This window comes from Arthrobacter sp. KBS0703, assembly GCF_002008315.2.
In the GTDB taxonomy this organism is placed as follows: Bacteria; Actinomycetota; Actinomycetes; order Actinomycetales; family Micrococcaceae; genus Arthrobacter.
Genome location: NZ_MVDG02000001.1, coordinates 3,542,295 through 3,564,227, shown reverse-complemented (window position 1 = coordinate 3,564,227; position 21,933 = coordinate 3,542,295). Strand labels below are relative to the sequence as shown.

19 protein-coding genes and 1 pseudogene are annotated in these 21,933 nt (G+C 66.1%); 11 read left to right on the top strand and 9 right to left on the bottom strand.

What is annotated here, in order from left to right:
- Positions 1-31 precede the first annotated feature (31 nt).
- Complete coding sequence (locus B1A87_RS16575) at positions 32-1,336, top strand: acyltransferase (RefSeq protein WP_260681063.1); 1,305 nt, start codon at positions 32-34, stop codon at positions 1,334-1,336.
- Positions 1,333-1,686, top strand: a complete 354-nt coding sequence (locus B1A87_RS16570; RefSeq protein WP_056631607.1) for a GNAT family N-acetyltransferase — start codon at positions 1,333-1,335, stop codon at positions 1,684-1,686. The genes B1A87_RS16575 and B1A87_RS16570 overlap by 4 nt, the downstream gene beginning before the upstream one ends.
- A gap of 58 nt (positions 1,687-1,744) precedes the next feature.
- On the opposite strand, the gene B1A87_RS16565 is transcribed toward B1A87_RS16570, so the two are convergent.
- Positions 1,745-1,948 carry a hypothetical protein gene (locus B1A87_RS16565; protein ID WP_078029072.1) on the bottom strand — a complete coding sequence of 68 codons (204 nt, stop codon included), beginning with the start codon at positions 1,946-1,948 and terminating at the stop codon, positions 1,745-1,747.
- 130 nt (positions 1,949-2,078) lie between these two features.
- Here B1A87_RS16565 and B1A87_RS16560 point away from each other — a divergent pair, with 130 nt between their 5' ends.
- On the top strand, positions 2,079-2,843 hold the full coding sequence (locus B1A87_RS16560) for a hypothetical protein (protein ID WP_139362874.1): 765 nt from the start codon (positions 2,079-2,081) through the stop codon (positions 2,841-2,843).
- 67 nt (positions 2,844-2,910) lie between these two features.
- Here the strand turns inward: B1A87_RS16560 and B1A87_RS16555 are convergent, their stop codons facing one another.
- Positions 2,911-3,405 carry a hypothetical protein gene (locus B1A87_RS16555; RefSeq protein ID WP_078029074.1) on the bottom strand — a complete coding sequence of 165 codons (495 nt, stop codon included), beginning with the start codon at positions 3,403-3,405 and terminating at the stop codon, positions 2,911-2,913.
- Between the two features lie 321 nt (positions 3,406-3,726).
- On the opposite strand from B1A87_RS16555, the gene B1A87_RS16550 reads away from it, so the two are divergent.
- The 5 genes from B1A87_RS16550 (at position 3,727) to B1A87_RS16530 (ending at position 10,246) form a co-directional block, all read left to right on the top strand.
- Positions 3,727-5,400 (top strand): aspartate aminotransferase family protein, encoded by a 1,674-nt coding sequence (locus B1A87_RS16550; protein WP_078029075.1) that lies wholly within the window; start codon positions 3,727-3,729, stop codon positions 5,398-5,400.
- Entirely contained in the window at positions 5,397-6,791 is a 1,395-nt protein-coding gene (locus tag B1A87_RS16545; RefSeq protein WP_078029076.1) for a lysine N(6)-hydroxylase/L-ornithine N(5)-oxygenase family protein, read from the top strand. Before B1A87_RS16550 ends, B1A87_RS16545 begins: the two co-directional genes overlap by 4 nt.
- Positions 6,788-7,453: a GNAT family N-acetyltransferase gene (locus B1A87_RS16540; RefSeq protein ID WP_078029077.1), complete on the top strand. Its 666-nt coding sequence runs from the start codon at positions 6,788-6,790 to the stop codon at positions 7,451-7,453. Before B1A87_RS16545 ends, B1A87_RS16540 begins: the two co-directional genes overlap by 4 nt.
- The gene (locus B1A87_RS16535) at positions 7,450-9,345 is read left to right on the top strand and encodes an IucA/IucC family siderophore biosynthesis protein (protein ID WP_078029078.1); all 1,896 of its coding nucleotides are present in this window, start codon (positions 7,450-7,452) and stop codon (positions 9,343-9,345) included. The genes B1A87_RS16540 and B1A87_RS16535 overlap by 4 nt, the downstream gene beginning before the upstream one ends.
- A 103-nt stretch (positions 9,346-9,448) precedes the next feature.
- Positions 9,449-10,246 carry an SDR family oxidoreductase gene (locus tag B1A87_RS16530; RefSeq protein WP_078029079.1) on the top strand — a complete coding sequence of 266 codons (798 nt, stop codon included), beginning with the start codon at positions 9,449-9,451 and terminating at the stop codon, positions 10,244-10,246.
- Here the strand turns inward: B1A87_RS16530 and B1A87_RS16525 are convergent.
- Entirely contained in the window at positions 10,191-11,297 is a 1,107-nt protein-coding gene (locus B1A87_RS16525; RefSeq protein WP_260680901.1) for an FUSC family protein, read from the bottom strand. The two genes, B1A87_RS16530 and B1A87_RS16525, sit on opposite strands and share 56 nt — an antisense overlap.
- A gap of 105 nt (positions 11,298-11,402) precedes the next feature.
- Positions 11,403-12,980: an MFS transporter gene (locus tag B1A87_RS16520; RefSeq protein ID WP_078029080.1), complete on the bottom strand. Its 1,578-nt coding sequence runs from the start codon at positions 12,978-12,980 to the stop codon at positions 11,403-11,405.
- Between the two features lie 395 nt (positions 12,981-13,375).
- Here B1A87_RS16520 and B1A87_RS16515 point away from each other — a divergent pair, with 395 nt between their 5' ends.
- Positions 13,376-13,915: a DUF2231 domain-containing protein gene (locus tag B1A87_RS16515; RefSeq protein WP_260680900.1), complete on the top strand. Its 540-nt coding sequence runs from the start codon at positions 13,376-13,378 to the stop codon at positions 13,913-13,915.
- Positions 13,916-14,249: 334 nt separating this feature from the next.
- Positions 14,250-14,510, top strand: a complete 261-nt coding sequence (locus B1A87_RS16510) for a hypothetical protein (protein WP_078029081.1) — start codon at positions 14,250-14,252, stop codon at positions 14,508-14,510.
- A 116-nt stretch (positions 14,511-14,626) separates the two neighbouring features.
- Here B1A87_RS16510 and B1A87_RS24125 read toward each other — a convergent pair.
- Positions 14,627-17,444, bottom strand: a pseudogene (locus B1A87_RS24125) (ATP-dependent DNA ligase).
- A 40-nt stretch (positions 17,445-17,484) separates the two neighbouring features.
- Between B1A87_RS24125 and B1A87_RS16495 the strand changes: the two are divergent.
- On the top strand, positions 17,485-18,555 hold the full coding sequence (locus tag B1A87_RS16495; protein WP_078029082.1) for a Ku protein: 1,071 nt from the start codon (positions 17,485-17,487) through the stop codon (positions 18,553-18,555).
- 40 nt (positions 18,556-18,595) lie between these two features.
- Here the strand turns inward: B1A87_RS16495 and B1A87_RS16490 are convergent, their stop codons facing one another.
- The 4 genes from B1A87_RS16490 to B1A87_RS16475 all read right to left on the bottom strand — a co-directional run bounded on the left by B1A87_RS16490 (position 18,596) and on the right by B1A87_RS16475 (position 21,933).
- Positions 18,596-18,862, bottom strand: coding sequence for a Rho termination factor N-terminal domain-containing protein (locus tag B1A87_RS16490; protein WP_078029083.1), 267 nt, complete (start codon positions 18,860-18,862; stop codon positions 18,596-18,598).
- Positions 18,863-18,884: 22 nt separating this feature from the next.
- Entirely contained in the window at positions 18,885-19,364 is a 480-nt protein-coding gene (locus tag B1A87_RS16485) for an SRPBCC family protein (protein ID WP_078029084.1), read from the bottom strand.
- A 203-nt stretch (positions 19,365-19,567) separates the two neighbouring features.
- Positions 19,568-19,846 carry an HPr family phosphocarrier protein gene (locus B1A87_RS16480; RefSeq protein ID WP_056631563.1) on the bottom strand — a complete coding sequence of 93 codons (279 nt, stop codon included), beginning with the start codon at positions 19,844-19,846 and terminating at the stop codon, positions 19,568-19,570.
- A 56-nt stretch (positions 19,847-19,902) separates the two neighbouring features.
- Positions 19,903-21,933 (bottom strand): fructose-specific PTS transporter subunit EIIC, encoded by a 2,031-nt coding sequence (locus B1A87_RS16475; RefSeq protein ID WP_078029085.1) that lies wholly within the window; start codon positions 21,931-21,933, stop codon positions 19,903-19,905.

Sequence of the window (21,933 nt, the reverse complement as noted above, 5' to 3'; positions counted from 1 at the left end):
GGATGGTGCAGTGCGGCGTGCACGATCCGGCGTGGGCGCGGATTCCTCCGGCTTGGGGACGGCCTCCCCGCCCCGCGACCTGGCCATAGACCTTGCCCGGTTCTTCTGCCTTGCCTTGGTGGTGATCAGCCACTGCATGATGACCAGCCCGGTGCTGCATCCCGACGGCACGGTGACCACTGAAAACACCCTGGCCGTGCAGGACTGGTTCGAGCCTGTCATCTGGATTTTCATGGTGATGCCGCTGTTCTTCGTGGCCGGCGGCATCACCGGAATACAGTCCTGGCGCAGGCTGCGGGACCGCGGAGGCAACGGTTACGCGTTCGCCCGGGCCCGGCTGCTGCGCCTCATCCGGCCGGCGGCGGCACTACTGGCGGTCATGTTCGCGGGCCTGTGGGGCGCCCTGCTGCTGGGCGTGGACCCCCAGGTGGTGCAGCTCCTGGCGACCGGGGCCGGCATGCCGCTGTGGTTCCTGGCCGCCTACCTCGCAGCCCAGCTGAACATCCCGCTCCTGGAGCGGCTCCACCGGCGGGCGCCCTGGCTGACACTGGCCGGCCTCGCGGCGCTCGTGGTGGCGGTGGACTGCTTCCGCGGCGCCATGCCGCTGATCGCCTACGTCAACATGGTCTTCCTGTGGTGCGCCGTGCAGCAGCTCGGCTTTTTCATGGCGGACGGCCGCCTTGCCCGGCTTGGTTCGTCGCGGCTCGTGGGCCTGATCGCCGCAAGCAATCTGCTGTTGGGCATCCTCACCGGACTGGGCCTGTACCGGGGCAACATGCTGGTAAACCTGAACCCGCCGAATTTCTGCCTTCTTCTGCTGGGCGTTTCCCAGGCTGCGACGCTGCAGCTCGCAAGGCCGGCGCTGGACAGGATCGGCTCCGTTCGCCGGGTCCGGACCGTGGTGGCGCTGGCGGGCCGGCGATCGATGACGGTTTACCTCTGGCACCTTCCGCTGTTGGGAGCGATGGCGGGGCTGCTGCTGCTCACGGACTTCCCCAAGCCCGCCTCCGGCACTGCCGAATGGTGGTGGTCCCGCCCGCTGGTGCTGCTGGGCGTGGTCCTCCTCCTGCTCCCGGTCATTGCCCTGTTCGGGCGGCTGGAGGAACGGCCGACGGCGTCTGTCCACTCACGCGGAAGGCCCCGCGCCGCCGTGGTGACGGCCGCCGTCGTCGTCTTTGTCCCGGTGGCAGACGCAGCGTTCAACGGACTGACGCTGGCGCTCCTGGGCGGCGGATCTGCCTGCTTTACGCTCGCCGCCCTGCTGCTCGGGCGGGTTACGGCCCCCGCAACGGAACCATTGCCAGCACAGGCATTAAGTGCCAATGTCGAACCATGACGGAGAACACGGTATCCACCGAGGACCAATTCACCCCGGATGTCACTACCTTCCGGAACGATGCGCTCCACCGCTACGAGCTCCACGTGGGCGGGAAGCTGGCGGTGCATATCCGGTTCATGGACAAACCGGGACACGTTGACTTCATTCACACCGAAACGGCCGAGGAGTTTGCGGGGCAAGGCCTCGCCAACGTCCTGGTGCATTTCGCCCTGGACGACGTCGTGGCCGCGGGGAAGCGGATCATTCCGCATTGCCCCTTCACAGCGCGCTACCTGCGCAAGCACGAGATCTACACGCAGTGCATCGACTGGCCCGAGGAGGCTGCGCCCAAGCTCATGGGCACGTGACAAAACCGGTGGCCCTTGCCTGCCAGCCGTTGCAGGCACCTGTTGCGGGCCAATTTGCCTATGCGTCCCTACCCCGGTGCCGGTGGAGCGTCACGGCGCAGACAACCTCCATGCCCATGGTGGACGAGAAGGATTTGGCGGAGAACTCGCACAGCTCGGACAGGAAGCCGCTCACGTCCTTGCTGTCAATCACAAGATCGTGCAACTGTCCCGCCGCCGCGGCAAAGCCGTGGTCGGATGTGTCCAGTGCCGTGTTGTCCATGTCTTTCAGTCTAGGTCCGCGGGGCTGGCGTGGAGCCGCGCCGGGACCGGACTTGTGACCCCCGCGACAATTACATACGATTCAGGCTGGCTATGCAGTTGGCTGACGGACTCTCTCTTTGGGGAATTCTTTGAATCACAAACTGCGTGTGCTGGTACGGGTGGACCTGGATCCCGGGCATGTCACCCTGGAAGTCAGCGGCTGCCTGACGCCGACGAACTTCCCCGTACTCCTTCACCTGCTGCTGCGCGCGCAGAAGCTCGCCACCTGCGCGACGATCACGGTGGATTTCCGCGACGCCTCGCACCTCGACGAGTCAGTGCTGTCCTACCTGCAGCAGGTCGCTTTGCCGGCAGACCATGCCTTCGGAGAGCACGTGGAGGTGCACCACGAACTCGGGGTTGCCGCCGCTTCCGCCCTCGAGGATGCAGACGACTTTCAGCTGACACTCCTGGAGCCGAGCGAGCTTCCGGTCTGCCCCATTCATGGCGGCGAATCCGATCACTACGGCGAAACCGACGCAGAATCAGCGCTGGCCGCCATGCCACTGGCAGGCATCATCAGTCCTCAGTCCCTTCCCTGCGGGAAGCTTGCCGGGCTGGTTGAAGCGGGGGAGCGCCCGATGAATGACGAGGATCTGGCCCGCTTCCTCGCCGAGTCGGGGGACTCGGCTGAAACGGTGGCGGCGCTGCCCGAACCGGCGCTGGAAGATCTCGCAGACGCCCTGTACCGGCACCTGGATACGCCCAGCCCGGCCTTCGGTGCCCATTCCTGGTACGTCCGGGTAGCGGACGAGCTCCGGATGCGCCGGCTGACCGGAATTGCGGACGCGCCGGCGGCCTCTGATGACCTGGGCCCGGGCGAACCTGCGGGGCGCGAAGTCCCGGCCGGATAGCCTCAGCGCGAACGAGCACTTGCGGCCTGGAAAAGGGCGGTTTGGGAGCTACAAGTGTTCGTTCGCGCTAGGGGATGTACGACGGCGGGGGCTGCTTTTCGTGGTTCCTGCGCCACTGTGCTGCGTGCCAGAAAAGCAGGCCGATCAGGCCGAGGAGTCCGGCGAACATCACGTACGGGGCGAAGCTGATCAAGATGTAGCTTATGGGCACGGCCGGACCCGTCGGGCTCGAATTGGCGGGCTCCTGGGCGATCGTGAGTGCCCCGAAGGAGGCGGCGATCAGCACCGAAACGACCACCCACAGGGCCGCGATGAACGGGTTGATCGTGAGGTAGCCCGGCCGGCCTGAATCCGCCGGGTCCAGCGGGGCGGCGCCAAATCCAGCGCCGTCAAAGTTGGCTGCTCCCGCCTGTGCTCCGCCGCCTACGTGCACCCCGCCGCCTGGCCCGGTTCCGGCCGGGCCCTGCATGCCCCCGGGGCCGTGCATTCGCCCGTAGCCGGTGGGCTGCCCCTCGGAATCCACTTCCCTGAAATTGATCGGATCATGCTCAGTGCCGGACACGTCCCCCCGCTTCCTGCCGCCTCCAATGCCGCGTGCTAGGAACTCTACCCCGCGTGACTTCCCGGCGCCCGGGTTGAGGCAGCCCCGTGTTCCCGGGCGCCGAAACCACGCGCGCCTCCACCGCGCGGGGCATTCTCGGATATTCGGCCGCGGGAAGGAAAGTCAATGACCCCGGATATCGGCGAAAGACCGCCATTTTCCGGGGACTCCGGAATTACATCACTGAAGTTTGACTAAAAGGGTGTCCTAAGTAAGGCTTGCCTTGCTTGGGTGCGGTCGCCGCAACTGAGCGGACCCGATCCCGATAAAAGGATGACTGCCATGACCCTGCCGCCCGATGTGGACGAAACACCCCTGGACCAAGAAGCCGACGCCGAATACCCCGCAGGAGGGATAACGGCCGGTTCCAGCCGTCGCAGCCAGATTTCGCCGGACGTGGACTTCGGGGCCGGAGTGGAGCTGGCCCTCGCAGCCAGCAACCATCTCTTCAATACCCGCAATGCCCCCCGGTACGTGGCGCAGGTGCTGCAGGGAGTCAACGCCGTGGCCACCAAACTTGAGCGGACCTCACAGCCGTTCACCGGCGTCGCCCCTGCCGAGATGAAGAGCCGCGTGGACGCCGTCGACCTGGACCGGCCCCTGCCTGACACCGCCGCCGCCCTCGATGAACTGCAGGACATGTACCTGCGCCATGCCGTCTATTTCCATGACGCCAAGTACGCCGCGCACCTGAACTGCCCGGTGGTCATTCCGGCGCTCGTGGGCGAGGCCGTCCTGTCTGCCGTTAACTCGTCCATGGACACCTGGGACCAGAGCGCCGGCGCTACGATGATCGAGCGGCGCCTCATCGACTGGGCCGCGGAGCGCCTGCAGCTCGGAAGCGATGCGGACGGCGTGTTCACCTCCGGCGGCAGCCAATCCAACTTCCAGGCGCTGCTGACCGCGCGGAACCACACCGTGGCGGCGCTGCGGCTCGATCCGGCGAACGCGGGGCTCCGGCTGCCGGCACTGCTGGAGAAGCTGCGGATCTTCACGTCGGCGGACAGCCACTTCAGCATCCGGAAATCGGCGTCCATGCTCGGGCTGGGCTTCGACGCCGTCGTGTCCGTCTGCTGCGCCGCCGATCACCGGATGGATCCTTCCGAACTGGCCGGTGCCATTGCGGCTGCCCGCAACGCCGGCCTGGTGCCGATGGCGGTTGTCGCCACGGCCGGGACCACCGACTTCGGCGCTGTGGACCCGCTAGCCGAGATCGCCGCCCTGGCCCGCGGCTACGGTGCCTGGTTCCATGTGGATGCTGCCTATGGCGGCGGGCTCATGGTGTCCAACCGGTACCGGCACCTCCTGGACGGAATCCGGCTGGCCGACTCCGTCACCGTTGACTTCCACAAGACCTTCTTCCAGCCCGTCAGCTCCAGCGCCCTGGTGGTCCGGGACAGCGCCATGCTCCGGCACGTGGCGTATTACGCCGACTACCTGAACCCGGAAGCCGCCGCGCGCGCCGAGATCCCCAACCAGGTGGACAAGAGCATCCAGACCACGCGCCGGTTCGACGCCCTCAAGCTGTGGCTCACCCTCCGCATCATGGGGGCCGATGCCATCGGTGCGCTCCTCGACGAGGCGATCGACCTCGCCGCCCGCGTGGGAACGGTGCTCTCGGCGGATCCCGACTTTGAACTGGCGGTCGAGCCGCAACTGAGCACCCTGGTGTTCCGCTACCGGCCGGTGTTCGCGGACGGGACGCGGCTGTCCGAGGACCTCGCCGATAGCCTGAATCCGGCCATCCGTGCTGCCGTCTTTGCCTCGGGCGAAGCGGTGGTGGCCGGGACCAAGGTCGCTGGCCGGCACTTCCTGAAGTTCACGCTGCTTAATGCCGAGGCTACGCTGGAGGACATCCGGGAGATCATCGAGCTCGTCCGGCGGACAGGGGAGAGCCTGACCGGCACCGCGCCCGCGGGCGGATCCGCCGCTGCAGCCCGGGAGGCACGCGCATGAGCACGTCGGCATCGGGCACCACCGCACGAAGCACCTCCGGCAGGGGCCGCGTTTACGACTTCGCCGGAATCGGCGTCGGGCCTTTCAACCTGGGCCTGGCCGCCTTGAGCGAACCGGTCGACGGCCTGGACGGTGTGTTCCTGGAACGCCGGGAGTCCTTCGACTGGCATCCCGGCATGATGCTCGAGCCGGCCCACCTGCAGGTCCCGTTCCTGGCTGACCTGGTGACGCTGGCGGATCCGACGTCACCCTATTCCTTCCTCAACTTCCTCAAGCAGACCGGAAGGCTGTACCGCTTCTACATCCGGGAAAATTTCTACCCGCTGCGGGCGGAGTACAACCAGTACTGCCAGTGGGTGGCGGGCCAGCTGGCCTCGGTCCGGTTCGGCACGGACGTCACGGCGGTCAGTTACGACGACGGCGTGTACCGGATTGCGGTAAACGGCCCGGACGGGCAGGAGGTGCTTCGGGCGCGACGGCTGGTGCTCGGCACCGGCACGGCGCCGTACATTCCCGACGCCTGTTCCGGGATAGCCACGGCCGGCGGTCTGGTCCTCCACAACGCCGACTACCTGGCGAGGAAGAGCGAGCTCCAGCAGCGGCGCAGCATCACCATCGTGGGGAGCGGCCAGAGCGCGGCGGAGATCTACTACGAGCTTCTGCAGGACATCGACGTCCACGGGTACCAGCTCAACTGGGTGACCCGGTCCGGCCGCTTCTTCCCGTTGGAGTACACCAAGCTCACGCTGGAGATGACGTCTCCCGACTATGTGGACTACTTCCACGCCCTGCCGCAGGAGCAGCGTGACCGGCTGGTCCGAGGCCAGAAAAATCTCTACAAAGGGATCAATTCCGACCTGATAGACGCCATCTACGATCTCCTCTACACCAAGAGCCTTTCCGGCATGGTGGACACCCGGCTGCTGACCCATTCGACGCTCACCGGAGCTTCATGGAACGCGTCCACGGACTCGCACCGGCTGGAGCTGCGCCACGAGGAACAGGGCGTCGGTTACGGGCTCGACAGCGAGGCGGTGGTACTGGCCACCGGGTACGCCTACCGCGAGCCCGCGTTCCTCGCCGGCGTGCAGGACCGAATTTCACGCGACAGCAGCGGCAGGTTTGCGGTGCAGCGGAACTACAGCACCGGCGTCGAACCCGGCGAAATCTTTGTCCAGAACGCCGAACTCCACACCCACGGCTTCGTCACCCCGGACCTGGGCATGGCGGCCTACCGGAACTCGTGCATCCTGCGGGAAATCACGGGACGGGAGGTGTATCCGGTGGAGCGGAGCATCGCCTTCCAGCAGTTCGGCGCGCCGTCCCCAGCGGCGCGGGACAGTGCTTTGCCGGCACGCGGAATGCAGGGCCACGCCGAGGTGCCGGCATGAGCTTCACGTTCCGCTGCCTCGACGCAACAGGTGACGCCCCGCTCATCCACAGATGGGTGACACGGTCCTATGCCGCCTTCTGGGGAATGCAGTCCACCACGGTGCAGGACGTTGTGGAGGAATACTCCAAGATCCAATCCAGCGGGCATCACCACGCGCTGCTGGGACTCGACGGCGGCGTCCCCGCCTTCCTGATGGAGGAATACCTTCCGGCGCTCTCACCCCTGAACCAGGCCTACGCCGTGCAGCCCGGGGACATCGGCATGCACCTGCTCGTGGCGCCTCCGGAAAGGCCGCGGAACGGCTTCACGGCCGACGTCATGGAGGCGGCCCTGGACCGCCTCTTCCTGAAGACGGGCGTGGACCGCGTGGTGGTGGAGCCCGATGCGCGCAATGCCAAGATCCATGCTCTGAATTCGCGGCTCGGATTCACGCCTGCGGGAGTGGTGACCCTGCCGGACAAGGAAGCGCTGCTCAGCTTCTGCACCCGGGCCGACTTCCAATCCGCCCGGACGGCCCGCCACCGCCCTACCCTCCACGAGCCTGGCCCTGACGTCCCCGCTACGGACCATTCCGCCATAGACCACCTCACCATTGACCAGCCCACCACCGACCAGTTCACCACCGACCAGTTCACCCCCGACCAGGAAGCCTCACTGTGACCATCATCGAAGTCGAATCCGACCTATCGCGTGGGCAGTCCATCGCCCACCTGCAGCCCGAACTGTGGAACCGGGCGAACCGGCACCTGGTCCGCAAGGCGCTCGCCGAGTTTTCCCACGAACGGATCCTGACACCTCAGGCGATCACGGCACCCGAAGTAATCGAGGCACCCGCAGGGAAGCGGGCACCGGCGGACCTTCATGCGGCGCCGAGGCTCACCGCCTACCGGGTCCTGAGCGACGATGGCAGTGTGGAGTACTCCTTCGCCGCGCGGGTACTGGACCTGGACCACTGGTCCATCGACGCCGCCTCCATCCGCTGCATCCGGAACGGGACAGAGTCCGCCGCGGATGCCCTCAGTTTCATCAGCGAGTTCCGGAATGCGCTGGGAATCCGGGAAGAAATGCTTCCCGTGTACCTGGAGGAAATCAGCAGCACGCTGTCCAGTCACGCCTTCAAACAGTGGAAGGGGCAGCCGACTGCCGGGCAACTTGCCGCCGGTGTCACGGGAGGGGCAGATCCCGCGGCCGACTTCCAGGCGATCGAGCGGAGCATGACCGAAGGCCACCCGTGTTTCGTTGCCAACAACGGCCGGCTCGGGTTCGGCATCACCGATTACCAGGCGTTCGCGCCCGAGTCCGGGGCGCCCGTGCAGCTGGAATGGATCGCCGTGCACCGCAGCAGGGCTGTGTTTAGCTCGGCCGAGGGGCTGAACTACCAGCGCCACCTGGAAGCCGAACTGGGGGCGGCCGGACTGGCGTACTTCGAGGCCGCGGTCCGGGCGCAGGGTCTGGATCCGGCGCAGTATTTCCTCATGCCGGTCCACCCCTGGCAGTGGGAAAACAAGATCACCGTGACCTTTGCCGCCGAGATAGCCCGGCAGCACATTGTGCACGTGGGCGCGGGAGCGGACACCTACCAGGCGCAGCAGTCCATCAGGACGTTTTTTAACACAGACGATCCACAAAAGAGCTACGTCAAGACTGCCCTGTCCGTCCTCAACATGGGTTTCATGCGGGGGCTTTCCCCGCAGTACATGAAGGCCACTCCGGCCATCAACAACTGGCTCAGGGAGCTCATCGCACGGGACAGCACGTTGCAGCGCAGCGGCTTCGCCATGATCAGTGAGACGGCGGCCATCGGCTACCACAACGGGCACTACGAGGCCGGATCCGCGAAGGACTCGCCCTACCGGAAAATGCTGTCGGCCCTGTGGCGGGAGAGTCCCTTGCCGCTGCTCAAGGACGGCCAGCAACTGGCCACCATGGCGTCGCTGCTGCATGTGGACGCCGCCGGCAAACCGATAGTCGCTGCCCTCATCGAGCAGTCGGGGCTGGCGCCGGACGAGTGGCTGCGCCGATACTTCGACGCCTACCTCGTTCCCCTGGTGCACTGCGTCTACCGGTATGAGCTCGCGTTCATGCCGCACGGCGAGAACGTGATCCTGGTGCTCGAAGACGGCGTTCCGGTCCGGGCCATCATGAAGGACATCGCCGAGGAAATCGTGGTGATGGGAGACGGGCTGGACCTGCCGGATGCGGTGGCACGGATCCGGGCCGATATCCCCGACGGCGACAAGGTCCTCGCGATCTTCACCGACGTGTTCGATTGCATTTTCCGCTTCATCAGCGCGCTGCTGGTGGAGGACGGGAAGCTCAGTGGAGACGACTTCTGGGGCGTGGCCGCCGGGGCGATCCGGGACTACCAGCTACGGCATCCGGAGCTCGAGGACCAGTTTGCCCGCCACGATCTGTTCGCGCCGGACTTCGAACTGTCCTGCCTCAACCGGCTGCAGCTGCGCAACAACCAGCAGATGCTGGACCTCACGGGCCCGTCGGGCGGCCTGCAGAAGGCCGGACGGCTCAATAATCCGCTGGCCAGGTTCGCATGATCACAGCCTGATCTCCGATCCGGCCGGCGTCGCGCCAACGGCCCGGCATCCGGTCTTGCCAACAGCCCTGCCTCCCGCGCTGCCGCGAAGCTAGGCTGTTGGCATGACGCCGAACACCGCCAACCCCACAGCCCTTGTCACCGGTGCCACCGCCGGCCTCGGGGCCGAATTCGCCCGCCAGCTGGCCGAGCAGGGCCACAACCTCGTGCTGGTGGCACGCGACGAGGCGCGACTGCAGGCAACCGCAGCGGACCTGCAGCGGCGGTACGGGACCACGGCGGAGGTGCTGTCCGCGGACCTGACTGACGACGCCGGCGTGGCCGCCGTCGTCGCGCGCCTGTCGGACCCGTCCCGCCCGGTGGACGTGCTGGTGAACAACGCCGGGATCGGGCTGTTGCTCAACTTTGACGAAAACAGCATCGAGGACGAGAAGAAGCACCTGAAGCTGCACGTGGAAACCGCCATGGTGCTGAGCCACGCTGCCCTGCAGGGAATGCTGAAACGCCGCTCCGGCCGGATCATCAACGTGGCCAGCGTGGCGGCGTTCCTTCCGCGCGGCTCGTACTCTGCGGCGAAGGCGTGGCTGCTGAGCTTCAGCCGGTGGGCCAACCTCGCCTACGCGGACCGGGGCGTCAAGGTGACGGCGGTCTGCCCCGGTTTTGTCCACACGGAGTTCCACGACCGCATGGGGATGGACAAGTCCGCCGTCCCGCGCTGGACGTGGCTGCATCCGGGCCGCGTGGTCGGGGAAGGGCTGGCGGACAACGCGCGGGGGAAGGCGGTTTCGATTCCCACCAAGCGCTACAAGGTGCTTGCCGCGGCCGCCCGGATCCTGCCGGACCGCTTCATGGCAGGCCCGCCGCGGAGGCCAAAGGAACAGGACCCCGGCGCGCCCGGATAAACACCACCACGAGGATGCCGATCACCGCCCCCACGACTGTCTCAACGCCGCGTTCGGCAATGAGCACGTACGGGTCGGCCGGAGCCGCCAGCTGCGTCATCAACAGAATGACGGGCGTGAAGGAGACCATCGCCAGCCCGTAGTGCCGGGTCATGAACAGCTCGGTGGTGAACTGGAAGATGATGACCAGCAATGCCAGCACGGCGGCTTCCGCTCCGGGGAGGAACTGCGACGGGGCCCAAGGGGCCGGAAGAAGCACGACGGCGACCACCACCAGGCCAAGGAACGTTCCCATGATGCGGTGAAGCCCGCGGTGCACACTGCTTGGAAGGTCGGCGCCGGCGAGGGGAACCGCGGCGGCAGCCATGGCCCAGTGCGGGTGACCGCTGCCTGTGATGACGCCAATTGTCCCGGCGGCACCAACCGCCACCACGTACCGCGCGGCATGGATGACGGCCTTCCTCCGCAGCCGACCGCGCAGCCTGGCGGACTCCCGCACCGCCCCGTCGCTCCAGGTGCGGCGCCGAACCCAGCCGCTAAAGCCCACAAGCAGGGAAAACGCCGCAGATCCGGCGCTGATGAGCAGCGCAACGTACCAGGGAACGACCGCGGGGACAGAGGCGCAGGCACCGAGCGCCAGGATGCCGAAGAAGGGGCCGTTGGGCTTGAGCCGCACCTTGTCGGAGTAGACCGAGCCTGCGCCGGCAAGCAGGGCCTCTATGCCCACGAGCCGCCAGGAATGGAGCTGATTGACGGAGAGGAACACACCCACTCCCACGCCGGACAGCAGGACCAGCGCGGCCTGCAACTGGTGCCTTAGCCGCAGCTGGTGGGGCTCGGACCTCCCGTACATGCCGGTGAGTGCGCCGAATACGGCGTAGATGATCAGCTCGGGCCGTCCGAAAACGAGGAGAACCAGAGAGGGGACGGCCACGCTCACGGCCACGCGCAGGGCGGACAGATGATCGTTGTTGGCAGGGCCAAGGCTATGCAGCGCGCGGAGATGCCGCATGAAGACGTGGGCCACCGCTACCTCCAGTCTTCTGTGCATTCAGTCTCCAAAAGTCTGCCAGACGCGTGTGAGGCCTGCCTTGACGCTGTCACAGGGAGCAACGTACAAAGCAGGCCTCACAGGGCGGGGCTCTGAACTACAAGGTCAGACCCGGGCCGGAACCTTTTCGGGTTCCTCTGCCTGCGTATCGAACGGCATGTCGTCCAGGTCGATCAGCGGGTTTTCATCCTGGGTGGCCACAAGTTCGTGGGCCTCGGCCTGCGTGTCCACGCTGGGCATGGAGCCCGGCAGGGGTCGCTGGGCCGATTCCTTCAGGAAGTAGATGGCCACAGCGCCGATCAGCGAGGTTCCCATCAGGTAGTAGGCAGGCATCATGTCGTTGCCCGTGGCGCTGATCAGCGCGGCAACAATGAACGGCGTGGTTCCGCCGAAGATGGCCACGGCGAAGTTGTAGGTGATGCCCATGGCGCCGTAGCGGCTGGCTGTGGGGAACTGCGCCGGCAGTGCTGAGGCAAGATTCGCCACGTAGAACGTCACCGGGAAAGCGACGAGCGAAAGTCCGGCCAGCGTCGACCAGACGTCGCCGATGCCGATCAGCAGGAACGCCGGAGTTGCCAGCACCACGGTGCTGATGGCACCGATCCACAGCACGGGACGTCGCCCGATCCGGTCGGACAGCTTGCCGGTCAGCGGGATGCAGAGGCTCATGATGACCAGCACGGGGATGGTCAGGAGCGTGCCATGAACCGGATCGTAACCCTTGGACTCCGTGAGGTACGTCGGCATGTAGGAGGTCAGGGCATAGCCTGCGGTGTTCGCCGCAGCCACCAGGATCATGGCTACGATGATTGAACGCCAGTAAGCCTTGACGATGCCCACCGGGCCCTTGGCGGCAGCTTCATCACCGGCGGCAGCGTCCTTGTTGAGGTCTTCCTGGGCGTCCAGGGTGGCCTGGAACTGCGGGGATTCCTCAATCTTGCTCCGGAAGTACACGGCGATGAGGCCGAGGGGGCCAGCGAGTAGGAACGGCAGGCGCCAGCCCCATTCCTCCATGGCGGTCTGGCCAAGGGTCAGCTGCAGCACTGAAACCAGCGCTGCGCCCATGGCGAAGCCAAGGTAGCTGCCCATGTCCAGGAAGCTGGCAAAGAAGCCGCGTCGCTTGTCCGGAGCGTACTCGCTCACGAACGTGGTGGCGCCGGCGTATTCACCGCCGGTAGAGAAGCCCTGGACGAGCTTGAGGACAACCAGGAGCGCTGCGGCCCAGATGCCGATCTGGGCGTAGCCGGGCAGGAGACCGACGGCGAAAGTACTGGCAGCCATCAGCATCAGGGTTGCGGCAAGCACCTTCTGCCGGCCGATCTTGTCGCCGAGCCAGCCGAAGATCACGCCGCCCAGGGGGCGGGCGATGAACGTGGCGGCGAAGGTTCCCAACAGGAACAGTGTCTGCACGGACTTGTCGGCCTCGGGCAGGAACACGGGTCCCATGGTGGTGATCAGGTAGCCGAACACGCCGACGTCGTACCATTCCATGGTGTTACCCACGATGGTTCCGCCGAGCGCTTTCTTAAGCATTGGCTGGTCTACCACGTTGACGTCGGACACCTTGAGTCGGCGCCGCGCCAGTAGCTTCGGTTTTTTCGCACCCGGGGGTGCAATGTTGTTGGTTCCGCTGGCGTTCAGAACGCCTGCTGAAGAGTCGGTCGTGCTTCGGTCTGTGGGCATTTGTGCGACTCCTGTGGAGGTCAATTGCTTGCGACTTGTAGCTGCCCCGCTCTGGGCAGGCCTTCAATTTTACGTGATTTCCATGGAAATTGAGAGTTTCGTGCCGTATGATCACGCGTTCAGCGCCGCCACGAGGCAACAAATCATATTTATTTTGGCCGATCTGACCGCGTCATCCTGCGGAAAGCGGGGGTGGAGGGCATCGTTACCAAACCTTTTTCTGGATGGGGCCGTTACAGGCCCGTATTTCGGGGTATTCGTCGTGTTCCCGGCCGGCCGTGAGCCCATTGGAGACGGTGTGGGCGGTCCCCGTGAGCCGTTCAATTGAACCGTTCGACGCCGGCGCTCGTCTGTGTGGGTATGTCCGGTATTCGCGTACCGCGGGACGTGGATTTATGGGTTCGATAATCCAGACAGGGGTGTTCGGCATGGACTACGAGGTTTCCGGCTTGCCAATGCATGTGTTGCTCGTTCACGCCACCGTAGTCATTGTTCCGCTGGCGGCCTTGTGCGTGGTGCTCAGCATCGTCTGGCCCGTTGCCAGGCGACGCCTGGGGATCGTCACGCCGCTGGTGGCGCTCGCGGCGCTGGTCCTCGTGCCGGTGACGGCTGCGGCGGGTGCGTGGCTGCTGGCCCGCGTCGATTCAACGCCCCGGATCAACGCGCACATGCAGCTGGGCGGGACACTCCTGCTCTGGGTCATGGGCGTATTCATTGCGGCACTGGTGCAGTGGCTGTGGTTCCGGTACGGCGCCACGCAGGCGGACGGTCTGCGCAGCAGGCTGGGCACGGCCGGGTCCCGCGTCATGGGTGCGATCGCCGTCGTGCTTGTCCTTATACTGTGCGGCGGAACGGTGTTCACCGTGGTGCAGATCGGGGAGTCGGGATCCAGGGCCGTCTGGGAGGGCTCGTTCCGCAGCAACGCCGAAGATTGAGTGGCCGCCGCGGGGTTCCCGGCCGGCCCGTTTCTGCCTATGGTGGAGCCATGGGAACACTGATCTTTGAGTAACGGGCCGGCATGGCAGCCGTCGGTTCCCGCCGACGTTCGCCGTGCCCCGCCTTCCACATCCGACCACAAATACCGCGCCTGTTGAGGCTGTGCCTCCGCGTTACCCCGAGTTGTTCGTCGTTTTTGCTGGACGCAGCTGCGGGCCAAGTTGAAGCACCCCCGGAACTGGTGCGAGATTGCTTCTGGTTCCGGCAGGCAGGCCGGAATCGCGACCCTAATATGGGTGGACACTTCATTTTCATCGCGGAAAGGAAGAACAAATGGCTGACAAGAACAAGGGAAGCACCATCAAACCGGACGTGGCCGCACACCTGGCGGAATCCATGGACCGGCCGCCGCTGCCAACTCCGGAAACCATGGCGGCCACCGCTGCCATGGGCGGAAGCCGGCAGTGGCCGGACGGCAACGGCAAGCGCCGCCACCCCAAGGACCGCGGCTCAGGCCACGGCCGCATGGACCAGGGAGCCGCCGTGACTGCGGTCCACCGGACCAGCCGCCCGCAGATGCCGCACTCGTCGTAGCGGCCTGAGGATGCTCATATGGCCTGGGGACACCCGAATTCGGGAGTCCCCAGGCCATATGCGTATCCCGGCGCGTTTTGCGCGTCGTCCTCGTGGCCGCGGCTCAGGGACGGGCCTCAGGGAGGGGACTCGGCGACGACGTCTTCCGGTTTCTTGTCCAGCCGCCAGCCGCGCCACACGGGATGCCTGAGCTTTCCGCTGCCGGTCCACTCGCCGAAGGTCACCTCGCCCACCAGCCCGGGACTGACCCAACGGGCATCAGCTGCGTCGGCGGCAGGCACATCATCGAACGGCGAGGTCTTGCGAGCCAGCCCGTCCATCGTTTGCCGCAGCTCCTTGAGCTCGCGCATGCTGAACCCGCTGCCCACGCGGCCCACATAGCGCAGCGTCTTGCCGTCCGGAATGCCCAGCAGCAGCGAGCCCACTGTGTCGGCCCGCTCGCCCTTTCCGGGACGCCAGCCGCCCACCACCACCTCCTGGGTCTGCTCGATCTTGAGCTTGATCCAGGACCGGCTCCGCTGGCCGCCGACGTACCGGCCGTCCGTACGCTTGGCCATCACGCCCTCAAGGCCAAGTTCGCGTGCGCTATCCAGGATGTGTTCCACCCGGTCATCGAGCGTTTCGGACAGCTCCACGGGGCAGTCCGACGGGCTTAAGAACCCTGCGAGGCGTTCCCGCCGTTGCCAGAGGGGGAGCCTGCGAAGGTCACGTCCGTCCTCGGCCAGCAGGTCGAAGAGCATGAGCCTCACCGGGATGGCGGCGCGGGCCCTCTTTACATCGCCCGGCTTGGTCAGTTTCATCCGTCCCTGCAAGACGCCGAAGTCGGGCCTGCCGGCAGGCCCGACGGCGATGATCTCACCGTCGGCGATAAAGTCCTGCGGCGGCCAGCAGCTCCGCTCGGTCAGTTCGGGGTAGCTGGCGGACATGTCGATGCCGTTGCGGCTGAGCAGCCGGATCTTCCCGCTGTCCGCCACCACCAGCGCCCTGATGCCGTCCCACTTGAGTTCGAAGAGCCAGTCGCTGCCGTGGAGATCCGCCGGCGTCCCGGCCGTGGCCAGCATGGGGACCGGGTCCTCGGTGACAGTGCTTCCGCCGCTGCTGCCAGCGGGCCGGGCATGGCCTGGGCCTGTCTCTTATACACATCTAGATGTGTATAAGAGACAGGGACGGCCCGGCCGGGGACGGCCCGGCCAGGGACCGCCCGGCCAGGGACGGCCGGTCCTGAGCCGGGGCGTCCTGAGCCGGACCCCCGTCGGCGGGCGCATCCTGTGGTGCCCCATCCTGGGCCGCCCCGTCCTGAGCCGGCTGGGGCGGGGCGCTGCGGTTGCCTCGGACGCCGTGGGCCTTGTCCATCAGGTGGATGAGCCACTGGGACTGCTCGCCCTGGCCCTGCCCGGTATGGATCAGGGCGAACTTCCTGGTCCCGCCCAGTCCGCCGCCTTCCCGGCCCGTCAGCGTGGCAATGACTTCCCTGCCGTTGACCCACTTTTCCAGTTCGTAAGTGCCGCTATCCCAGATGCTCACACTGCCGGCCCCGTACTGGCCCTTTGGGATGGTGCCCTCGAACGTGGCGTAGTCCATGGGGTGGTCCTCGGTCTGGACCGCCAGGTGGTTCTTGGCTCCCGTTTCCGGTACGCCTTTGGGCAGGGCCCAGGACACCAGGACGCCCTCGTGCTCGAGCCGGAAGTCGAAGTGGAGGCGGCTGGCATGATGCTCCTGGATGACGAAGATTTCCCCCGCAGCCTTCTCCCCGGTGCCGGCCTGCTGCCCGGCCCCGACGGTCGCGTCCCTGTCCTTATGCCCGGACCTGGCACCGTGGTGTTTCTCGGCGGTAAACGGCTCCGGTGTCTCGTCCTGGTCGCGCAGGGACCGGTACTTGTCCAGCCGCGGGTCATCGTGGCCCCCGCTCCGGCGGGTGCCGCCGTCGAGCTCTTCGCCGTGGCTGCCGGCGGCGCGGGTGCCGGCACCGCGTTGGGCGGCGTGGCTTCCGCCGCTGCCTTCCGCGCCGGGCGGGGCGGCACTTGCGAGTCCGCTGCGCTCGTCAACGACGGCGAACGGGTCCTTGCCTGCCCTGACCCGCCGCATGACCTGTCTCTTATACACATCTAGATGTGTATAAGAGACAGACGCAGAACTCAGCTCCCGCCAGGTGCGCGGAGCAGCAACTGTGGGTGTCAGCCGCCCGCGGAGGGAGTAGGGGACGATGGTGGTCTTGGCGGCGTTGTTCTGGCTCCAGTCCACCAGCACCTTGCCCGTTCTCAGCGTCTTCTTCATGTCGCTGACGGCAAGGTCCGGATGGTCCGCCTCAAGGGCGCGGGCCAGTTCGTGGGCGAAATCGGATATCTGGTCCGAGGTCTGCGTGCCCTCCAGGGCGGCGTAGAGGTGGATGCCCTTGCTGCCGCTCGTGACCGGAACGGGATCCAGCCCCACGTCCTTCAGGATGGCCCGCGCCAGCCTGGCCACCTCAGCGCATTCCGGCAGTCCGGCGCCCTCGCCGGGGTCCAGATCCAGCACGATCCGGTCCGGCGGCAGGGCGTTGCCGTGCGAGTCCACGCGCCACTGCGGGACATGGATCTCCAGCGAGGCGATCTGCGCCAGCCAGGTCAGCGTGGCGGGGTCGTTGACCAGCGGGTAGTAGTTGGTGCTCGTCTTGTGGGTGATGGCGACCCGGGGAACCCAGCCCGGGGTGGAGTGGTCCAGGTTCTTCTGGAAGAACATCTGGCCGGGCTCGTCAGCTGTCCCCACACCGTGGACCCACCGCTTGCGCGTGGCCGGCCGGTTGGCCGCCGCCGGAATCAGCACCGGCGCCACGGCGGCGTAGTAGGCCAGGACGTCAGCCTTGGTGGTGCCCGTGGCAGAGTAGAGCACTTTGTCCAGATTGGTCAGGGTCAATTCCCGGCCGCCCACCCGGACGCGCTCCTTACCGCCGGCCACAGGTCTTCACCTCCGGCGCAGTGTGATGTTCACTTGTGTCATGAGAGCCATCTGGAAAGGCGCCATTGCGTTCGGGCTGGTCAACGTCCCGGTAAAGGTCTACAGCGCCACCGAGGACCACGACATCAGCCTCCATCAGGTCCACAACGCCGACGGCGGGCGGATCCGCTATCAGCGCCGCTGCGAGGTGTGCAGCACGATTGTGGACTATGCGGATATCGACAAGGCGTATGAGGACGATGGCCGGACGGTGATCCTTTCGCGCGACGAGCTCAAGTCCATTCCGGCGGAAAACAGCCACGAGATCGAAGTGGTGCAGTTCGTGCCGGCCGAACAGCTCGATCCCATCATGTTTGAGAAGAGCTACTACCTGGAGCCTGATTCGAAGTCTCCGAAGGCCTACATGCTGCTGCGCCGGGCGCTCGAGGACACGGACCGCGTGGCCATCGTGCAGTTTGCGCTGCGGGACAAGACCCGCCTGGGGGCGTTGCGGATCCGCGACGACGTCCTGATGCTGCAGGCCCTGCTGTGGGCGGACGAGGTGCGTGAGGCAGGTTTTCCGGCCCTGGAAACATCGGTCCGCATCTCCGCCCAGGAACGTGAAATGTCGGCAGCGCTGGTGGAGTCCATGGCGTCGGACTTCGAGCCCGAGCAGTTCACGGACGACTACCAGGCCCAGCTCCGCCAGCTCATCGAGGCCAAGCTGGAAAAGGGCGATTCCCTGGACACCGAGGAGACATTCGGGGCGGCGGCCGCCGAGTCCGGCACCGGCGAGGTGATCGACCTCATGGAGGCCCTGAAGCGCAGCCTCGAGAAGAAGCGGGGAGCGGGCGGGGGAGAGGACTCCGGCGGGCCGTCCAAGCCCGCGGCAAAGACGGCGAGCAGGAGTGCAACCGGCAGGAGCGGCGCCGCGAAAACCGGCGCAGCCAAGGAAGGCAGCGCGGCCAAGGCTACTGCCAAGACCGCTACGCGCTCCGCTGCCAAACCCGCCGGTGCAGCCGCCAAGACGAGCACGGCGAAGTCGGGCACGACGGCGAAGTCCGGCAGCGCTACGAAAACTACGGCTGCCAGCAAGACGACGGCCGCTAAGACAGCGCGGAAGGGCGCCTGACGAGGCGGGCACCCTGCCCCGCGGTCTCATGGAACTCCGCTCAGGAGTTTCTGAGCGCTGAGATGAGTTCGCTCTTCTTCTTGTCCGAGTAGCCTTTGAGGCCGATTTCCTTGGCCCGTGCCTTCAGCTGGGCGACGGTCCAGTCGTCGTAGTCACCGGATTTGCCGCCCTTGCGGCCAACTTCGGACCGGCCCTTCTTGGCTGCCGCGTTGGAGATGCGGGCTGCCTTCTGCTTCGAGGCCCCGTCTTCGCGCAGCTCATCGTACAGTTCGGGATCTTTCAAACTGGGGTTCTTTTTCTCAGGCATGCCTACCTCCGGCTTCAGGTGGTTAGTGGGCGTCGGGGGCGTCGACCTCACCGTTGTCGACGGCAGAGCGCCAGGCGCCGGTCTCGATGCCGCGCGACTCGATGAATTCCTTGAAGCGCAGCAGGTCTGCGGAGACCTGTTGTTCGTCCACATGGGCGGCGGCGCCGGTCCTCTCAACCAGCCCTTCCGGCTCCCATTCGAGCGCCACCGAGACACGGCAGAGGTCCCGGCCCAGTTTTTCGAACGTGACCTTGCCTGCGTGGCGGGGCTTGTCCTTGCTTACCCACGCAATGCACTGATCTGGTGATTGCTCCAGGACCTGAGCGTCGAATTCGCGCTTGATGCCCGCCACGCTGGTGCGGAAGTGGAGTGAGGTCTCGTCGATCTGCTCGACGGATTCGACGCCCTTCATGAACTGCGGGAACGATTCGAACTGCGTCCACTGGTTGTAGGCGGTGCTGATGGGAACTTCGACTTCGATGCTTTCCTGCAAGATTGCCACTCTGTCATCCTCCTTCAGCCCGGGGTTTCCGGGGCCGTATCGAACGGCGGGGCCGCAAATGCAACTATCCAAATCCAAGCTAGTAGTGCTCCGGAACAAAAACAAGAAACTACTAAGTTTGCTTACGGAAAGGGCAATGGCCGGTTTCCTCCGCAGTTCCCTGACGGGTGCTGCGGAGGAAACCGGCCGTGAACTTGCTGGGCCTATTCGGCGTCGTGGTCCGTTTCCAGGATCTGGACCAGGCGTTCGAGGGCGGCGTCGGCGCCTTCACCGTCGGCCCGGAGCACCACAACGTCGCCGTGCGATGCGCCGAGGCTCATGAGGGACAGGATGCTTGCGGCGTCCATTGCTTCGTCGGCAGGCTCCCCTTCGCGGGCGATGGTGATGTCGAGGTCAAATTCGCCGGCTGCCTCGGCGAAGATGGCTGCCGGACGGGCGTGCAGGCCTACTCGGCTGGCGACGGTTGCGGTACGTTCGGACATTTCTGCTCCTTGCAATTGCAGTGCGGGGGATCGGGGTGCTGATGGTCAGCGGGCGGTCAGACGGTTACGGGGACGCTCTCCACCGTATCAACGGCCTTCTTGGCAGCCCAGCGTTTGAGCGCAATCACTGCCAGTGCGGTAACCACTGTGCCGACGAGGATGGAGATGATGAACATCACCACGTTGCCGATGGCGAAGAACACGAAGATTCCGCCGTGGGGTGCCTGGGATGTGACGCCGAAGGCCATGGTGAGTGCGCCGGTGACCGCGCCGCCGAGCATGCTGGCGGGGATGACGCGCAGCGGATCGGCTGCGGCGAACGGAATGGCGCCCTCGGAGATGAAGGATGCTCCGAGCAGCCAGGCGGCCTTGCCGTTTTCGCGCTCGGCGAGGCTGAAGAGCTTCTTGTCCAGCACGGTGGCCAGGGCCATCGCCAGCGGCGGGACCATGCCGGCAGCCATGACGGTTGCCATGATCTGCCACGGCGCCTGGTTGGTGGCGCTTCCCGCACCGAGACCGGCGACGGCGAAGGCATAGGCGACCTTGTTGACCGGGCCGCCGAGGTCGAAGCACATCATGAGGCCGAGGATGATGCCCAGTACGACGGCAGAGGCGCCTGACATGCCGGAGAGCCAGGTGTTCAGGCCCACGGTGATGGCTGCGATCGGTCCGCCGAGGAACAGGAACATGGCGCCGGAAGCGATGATGGAGGCGAGCAGCGGAATGATCACGACCGGCATCAGGCCGCGGAGCCAGCGCGGCACCGACCAGGTCCCGATCACATGTGCGATGTAGCCTGCGAGCAGGCCGCCGACGATGCCGCCAAGGAACCCGGCACCCATAAAGCCGGATACGGCACCGGCAACGAAACCTGGCGCAATGCCCGGACGGTCGGCGATCGCGTAGGCGATGTAGCCGGCCAGCGCTGGGACCAGGAAGCCCATGGACAGGGCGCCGATCTTGAAGAATACGGTGCCCAGGTAGAGGGCGAGGTTCCCGTCGGGAAGGTTGAGCAGGGTGTTATTTGCCAGGATGTCGTTGGCTTTGGTGCCCAGGGCGATATCGAAACCGGCCAGCAGGAAGCCCAGGGCGATCAGCAGACCGCCACCGGCAACAAAGGGAATCATGTAGCTGACACCGGTGAGCAGTGCCCTCTTGAGCTTCTGGCCGATGTGTTCGCCCTTTTCGGTGGCTTCCTGCTCGGCCTGCTCTTCGGCGCCGAAGTGCGGAACGCGGCGGGCGTGCGGGTTGTCCGCGGCCTCCAGCGCTTCCCGGACCATCTTGGCGGGTTCGTCGATGCCGCGCTTGACGGGGGCGTTGATGACGGGCTTGCCGGCGAAACGCTCCTTGCCGCGCACATCCACGTCCACCGCGAAGATCACGGCGTCTGCCGCGGCGATGATGGCGGGGTCCAGCGGCTTGGCGCCCGAGGAACCCTGGGTCTCCACCTGCAGGTCCACGCCCATTTCCTGGGCCGCTGCCACAAGGGAGTCGGCTGCCATGTAGGTGTGGGCGATGCCGGTGGGGCAGGCCGTGACGGCGACGAGGCGCTTGGGGCCACCCTTCGCCGGAGCTGCGGCCGCGCCGGATACGGCTGCTGCGGGGGCGGCCGCTGCCGCGGGTGCCGCGGCGGGCTTGTCCGCGAGGGCACCTTCGACGAGTTCCACGATTTCCGCCTGGCTGGACGCGGCGCGCAGGGCCCCGGTGAAGTCCTTCTTGATCAGGGAGCGGGCGAGCTTGGACAGAAGCTTGAGGTGCTCCTGGTCCGCGCCCGACGGCGCTGCGATGAAGAAGATGAGGTCGGCGGGGCCGTCCTTCGCGCCGAAATCGACCGGCTGGGACAGCCGTGCCATGGCGAGGGTCGGTTCGGTCACCGCAGCCGAGCGGCAGTGCGGGATGGCGATGCCGCCGGGCACGCCCGTGGCGGTCTTCTGCTCGCGGGCGAACGCATCGGTGAAGAGGCCTTCGACCTCGCTCGCGCGTCCGGTGGCGGCAACCCTGCCAGCCAGGTGCCGGATCACGTCCTCGGGCGAATTGCCCAGGTTCTGGTCGAGCTCGACCAGGTCGGTGGTGATGAGCTGAGTCAC

Coding starts and splice junctions, on each gene's coding strand:
- B1A87_RS16570 (WP_056631607.1), top strand. CDS start 1,333: ATGACGGAGAACACGGTATCCACCGAGGACCAATTCACCCCGGATGTC.
- B1A87_RS16540 (WP_078029077.1), top strand. CDS start 6,788: ATGAGCTTCACGTTCCGCTGCCTCGACGCAACAGGTGACGCCCCGCTC.
- B1A87_RS16565 (WP_078029072.1), bottom strand. CDS start 1,948: ATGGACAACACGGCACTGGACACATCCGACCACGGCTTTGCCGCGGCG.
- B1A87_RS16550 (WP_078029075.1), top strand. CDS start 3,727: ATGACCCTGCCGCCCGATGTGGACGAAACACCCCTGGACCAAGAAGCC.
- B1A87_RS16525 (WP_260680901.1), bottom strand. CDS start 11,297: ATGCACAGAAGACTGGAGGTAGCGGTGGCCCACGTCTTCATGCGGCAT.
- B1A87_RS16515 (WP_260680900.1), top strand. CDS start 13,376: ATGGGTTCGATAATCCAGACAGGGGTGTTCGGCATGGACTACGAGGTT.
- B1A87_RS16545 (WP_078029076.1), top strand. CDS start 5,397: ATGAGCACGTCGGCATCGGGCACCACCGCACGAAGCACCTCCGGCAGG.
- B1A87_RS16510 (WP_078029081.1), top strand. CDS start 14,250: ATGGCTGACAAGAACAAGGGAAGCACCATCAAACCGGACGTGGCCGCA.
- B1A87_RS16520 (WP_078029080.1), bottom strand. CDS start 12,980: ATGCCCACAGACCGAAGCACGACCGACTCTTCAGCAGGCGTTCTGAAC.
- B1A87_RS16495 (WP_078029082.1), top strand. CDS start 17,485: ATGAGAGCCATCTGGAAAGGCGCCATTGCGTTCGGGCTGGTCAACGTC.
- B1A87_RS16490 (WP_078029083.1), bottom strand. CDS start 18,862: ATGCCTGAGAAAAAGAACCCCAGTTTGAAAGATCCCGAACTGTACGAT.
- B1A87_RS16480 (WP_056631563.1), bottom strand. CDS start 19,846: ATGTCCGAACGTACCGCAACCGTCGCCAGCCGAGTAGGCCTGCACGCC.
- B1A87_RS16530 (WP_078029079.1), top strand. CDS start 9,449: ATGACGCCGAACACCGCCAACCCCACAGCCCTTGTCACCGGTGCCACC.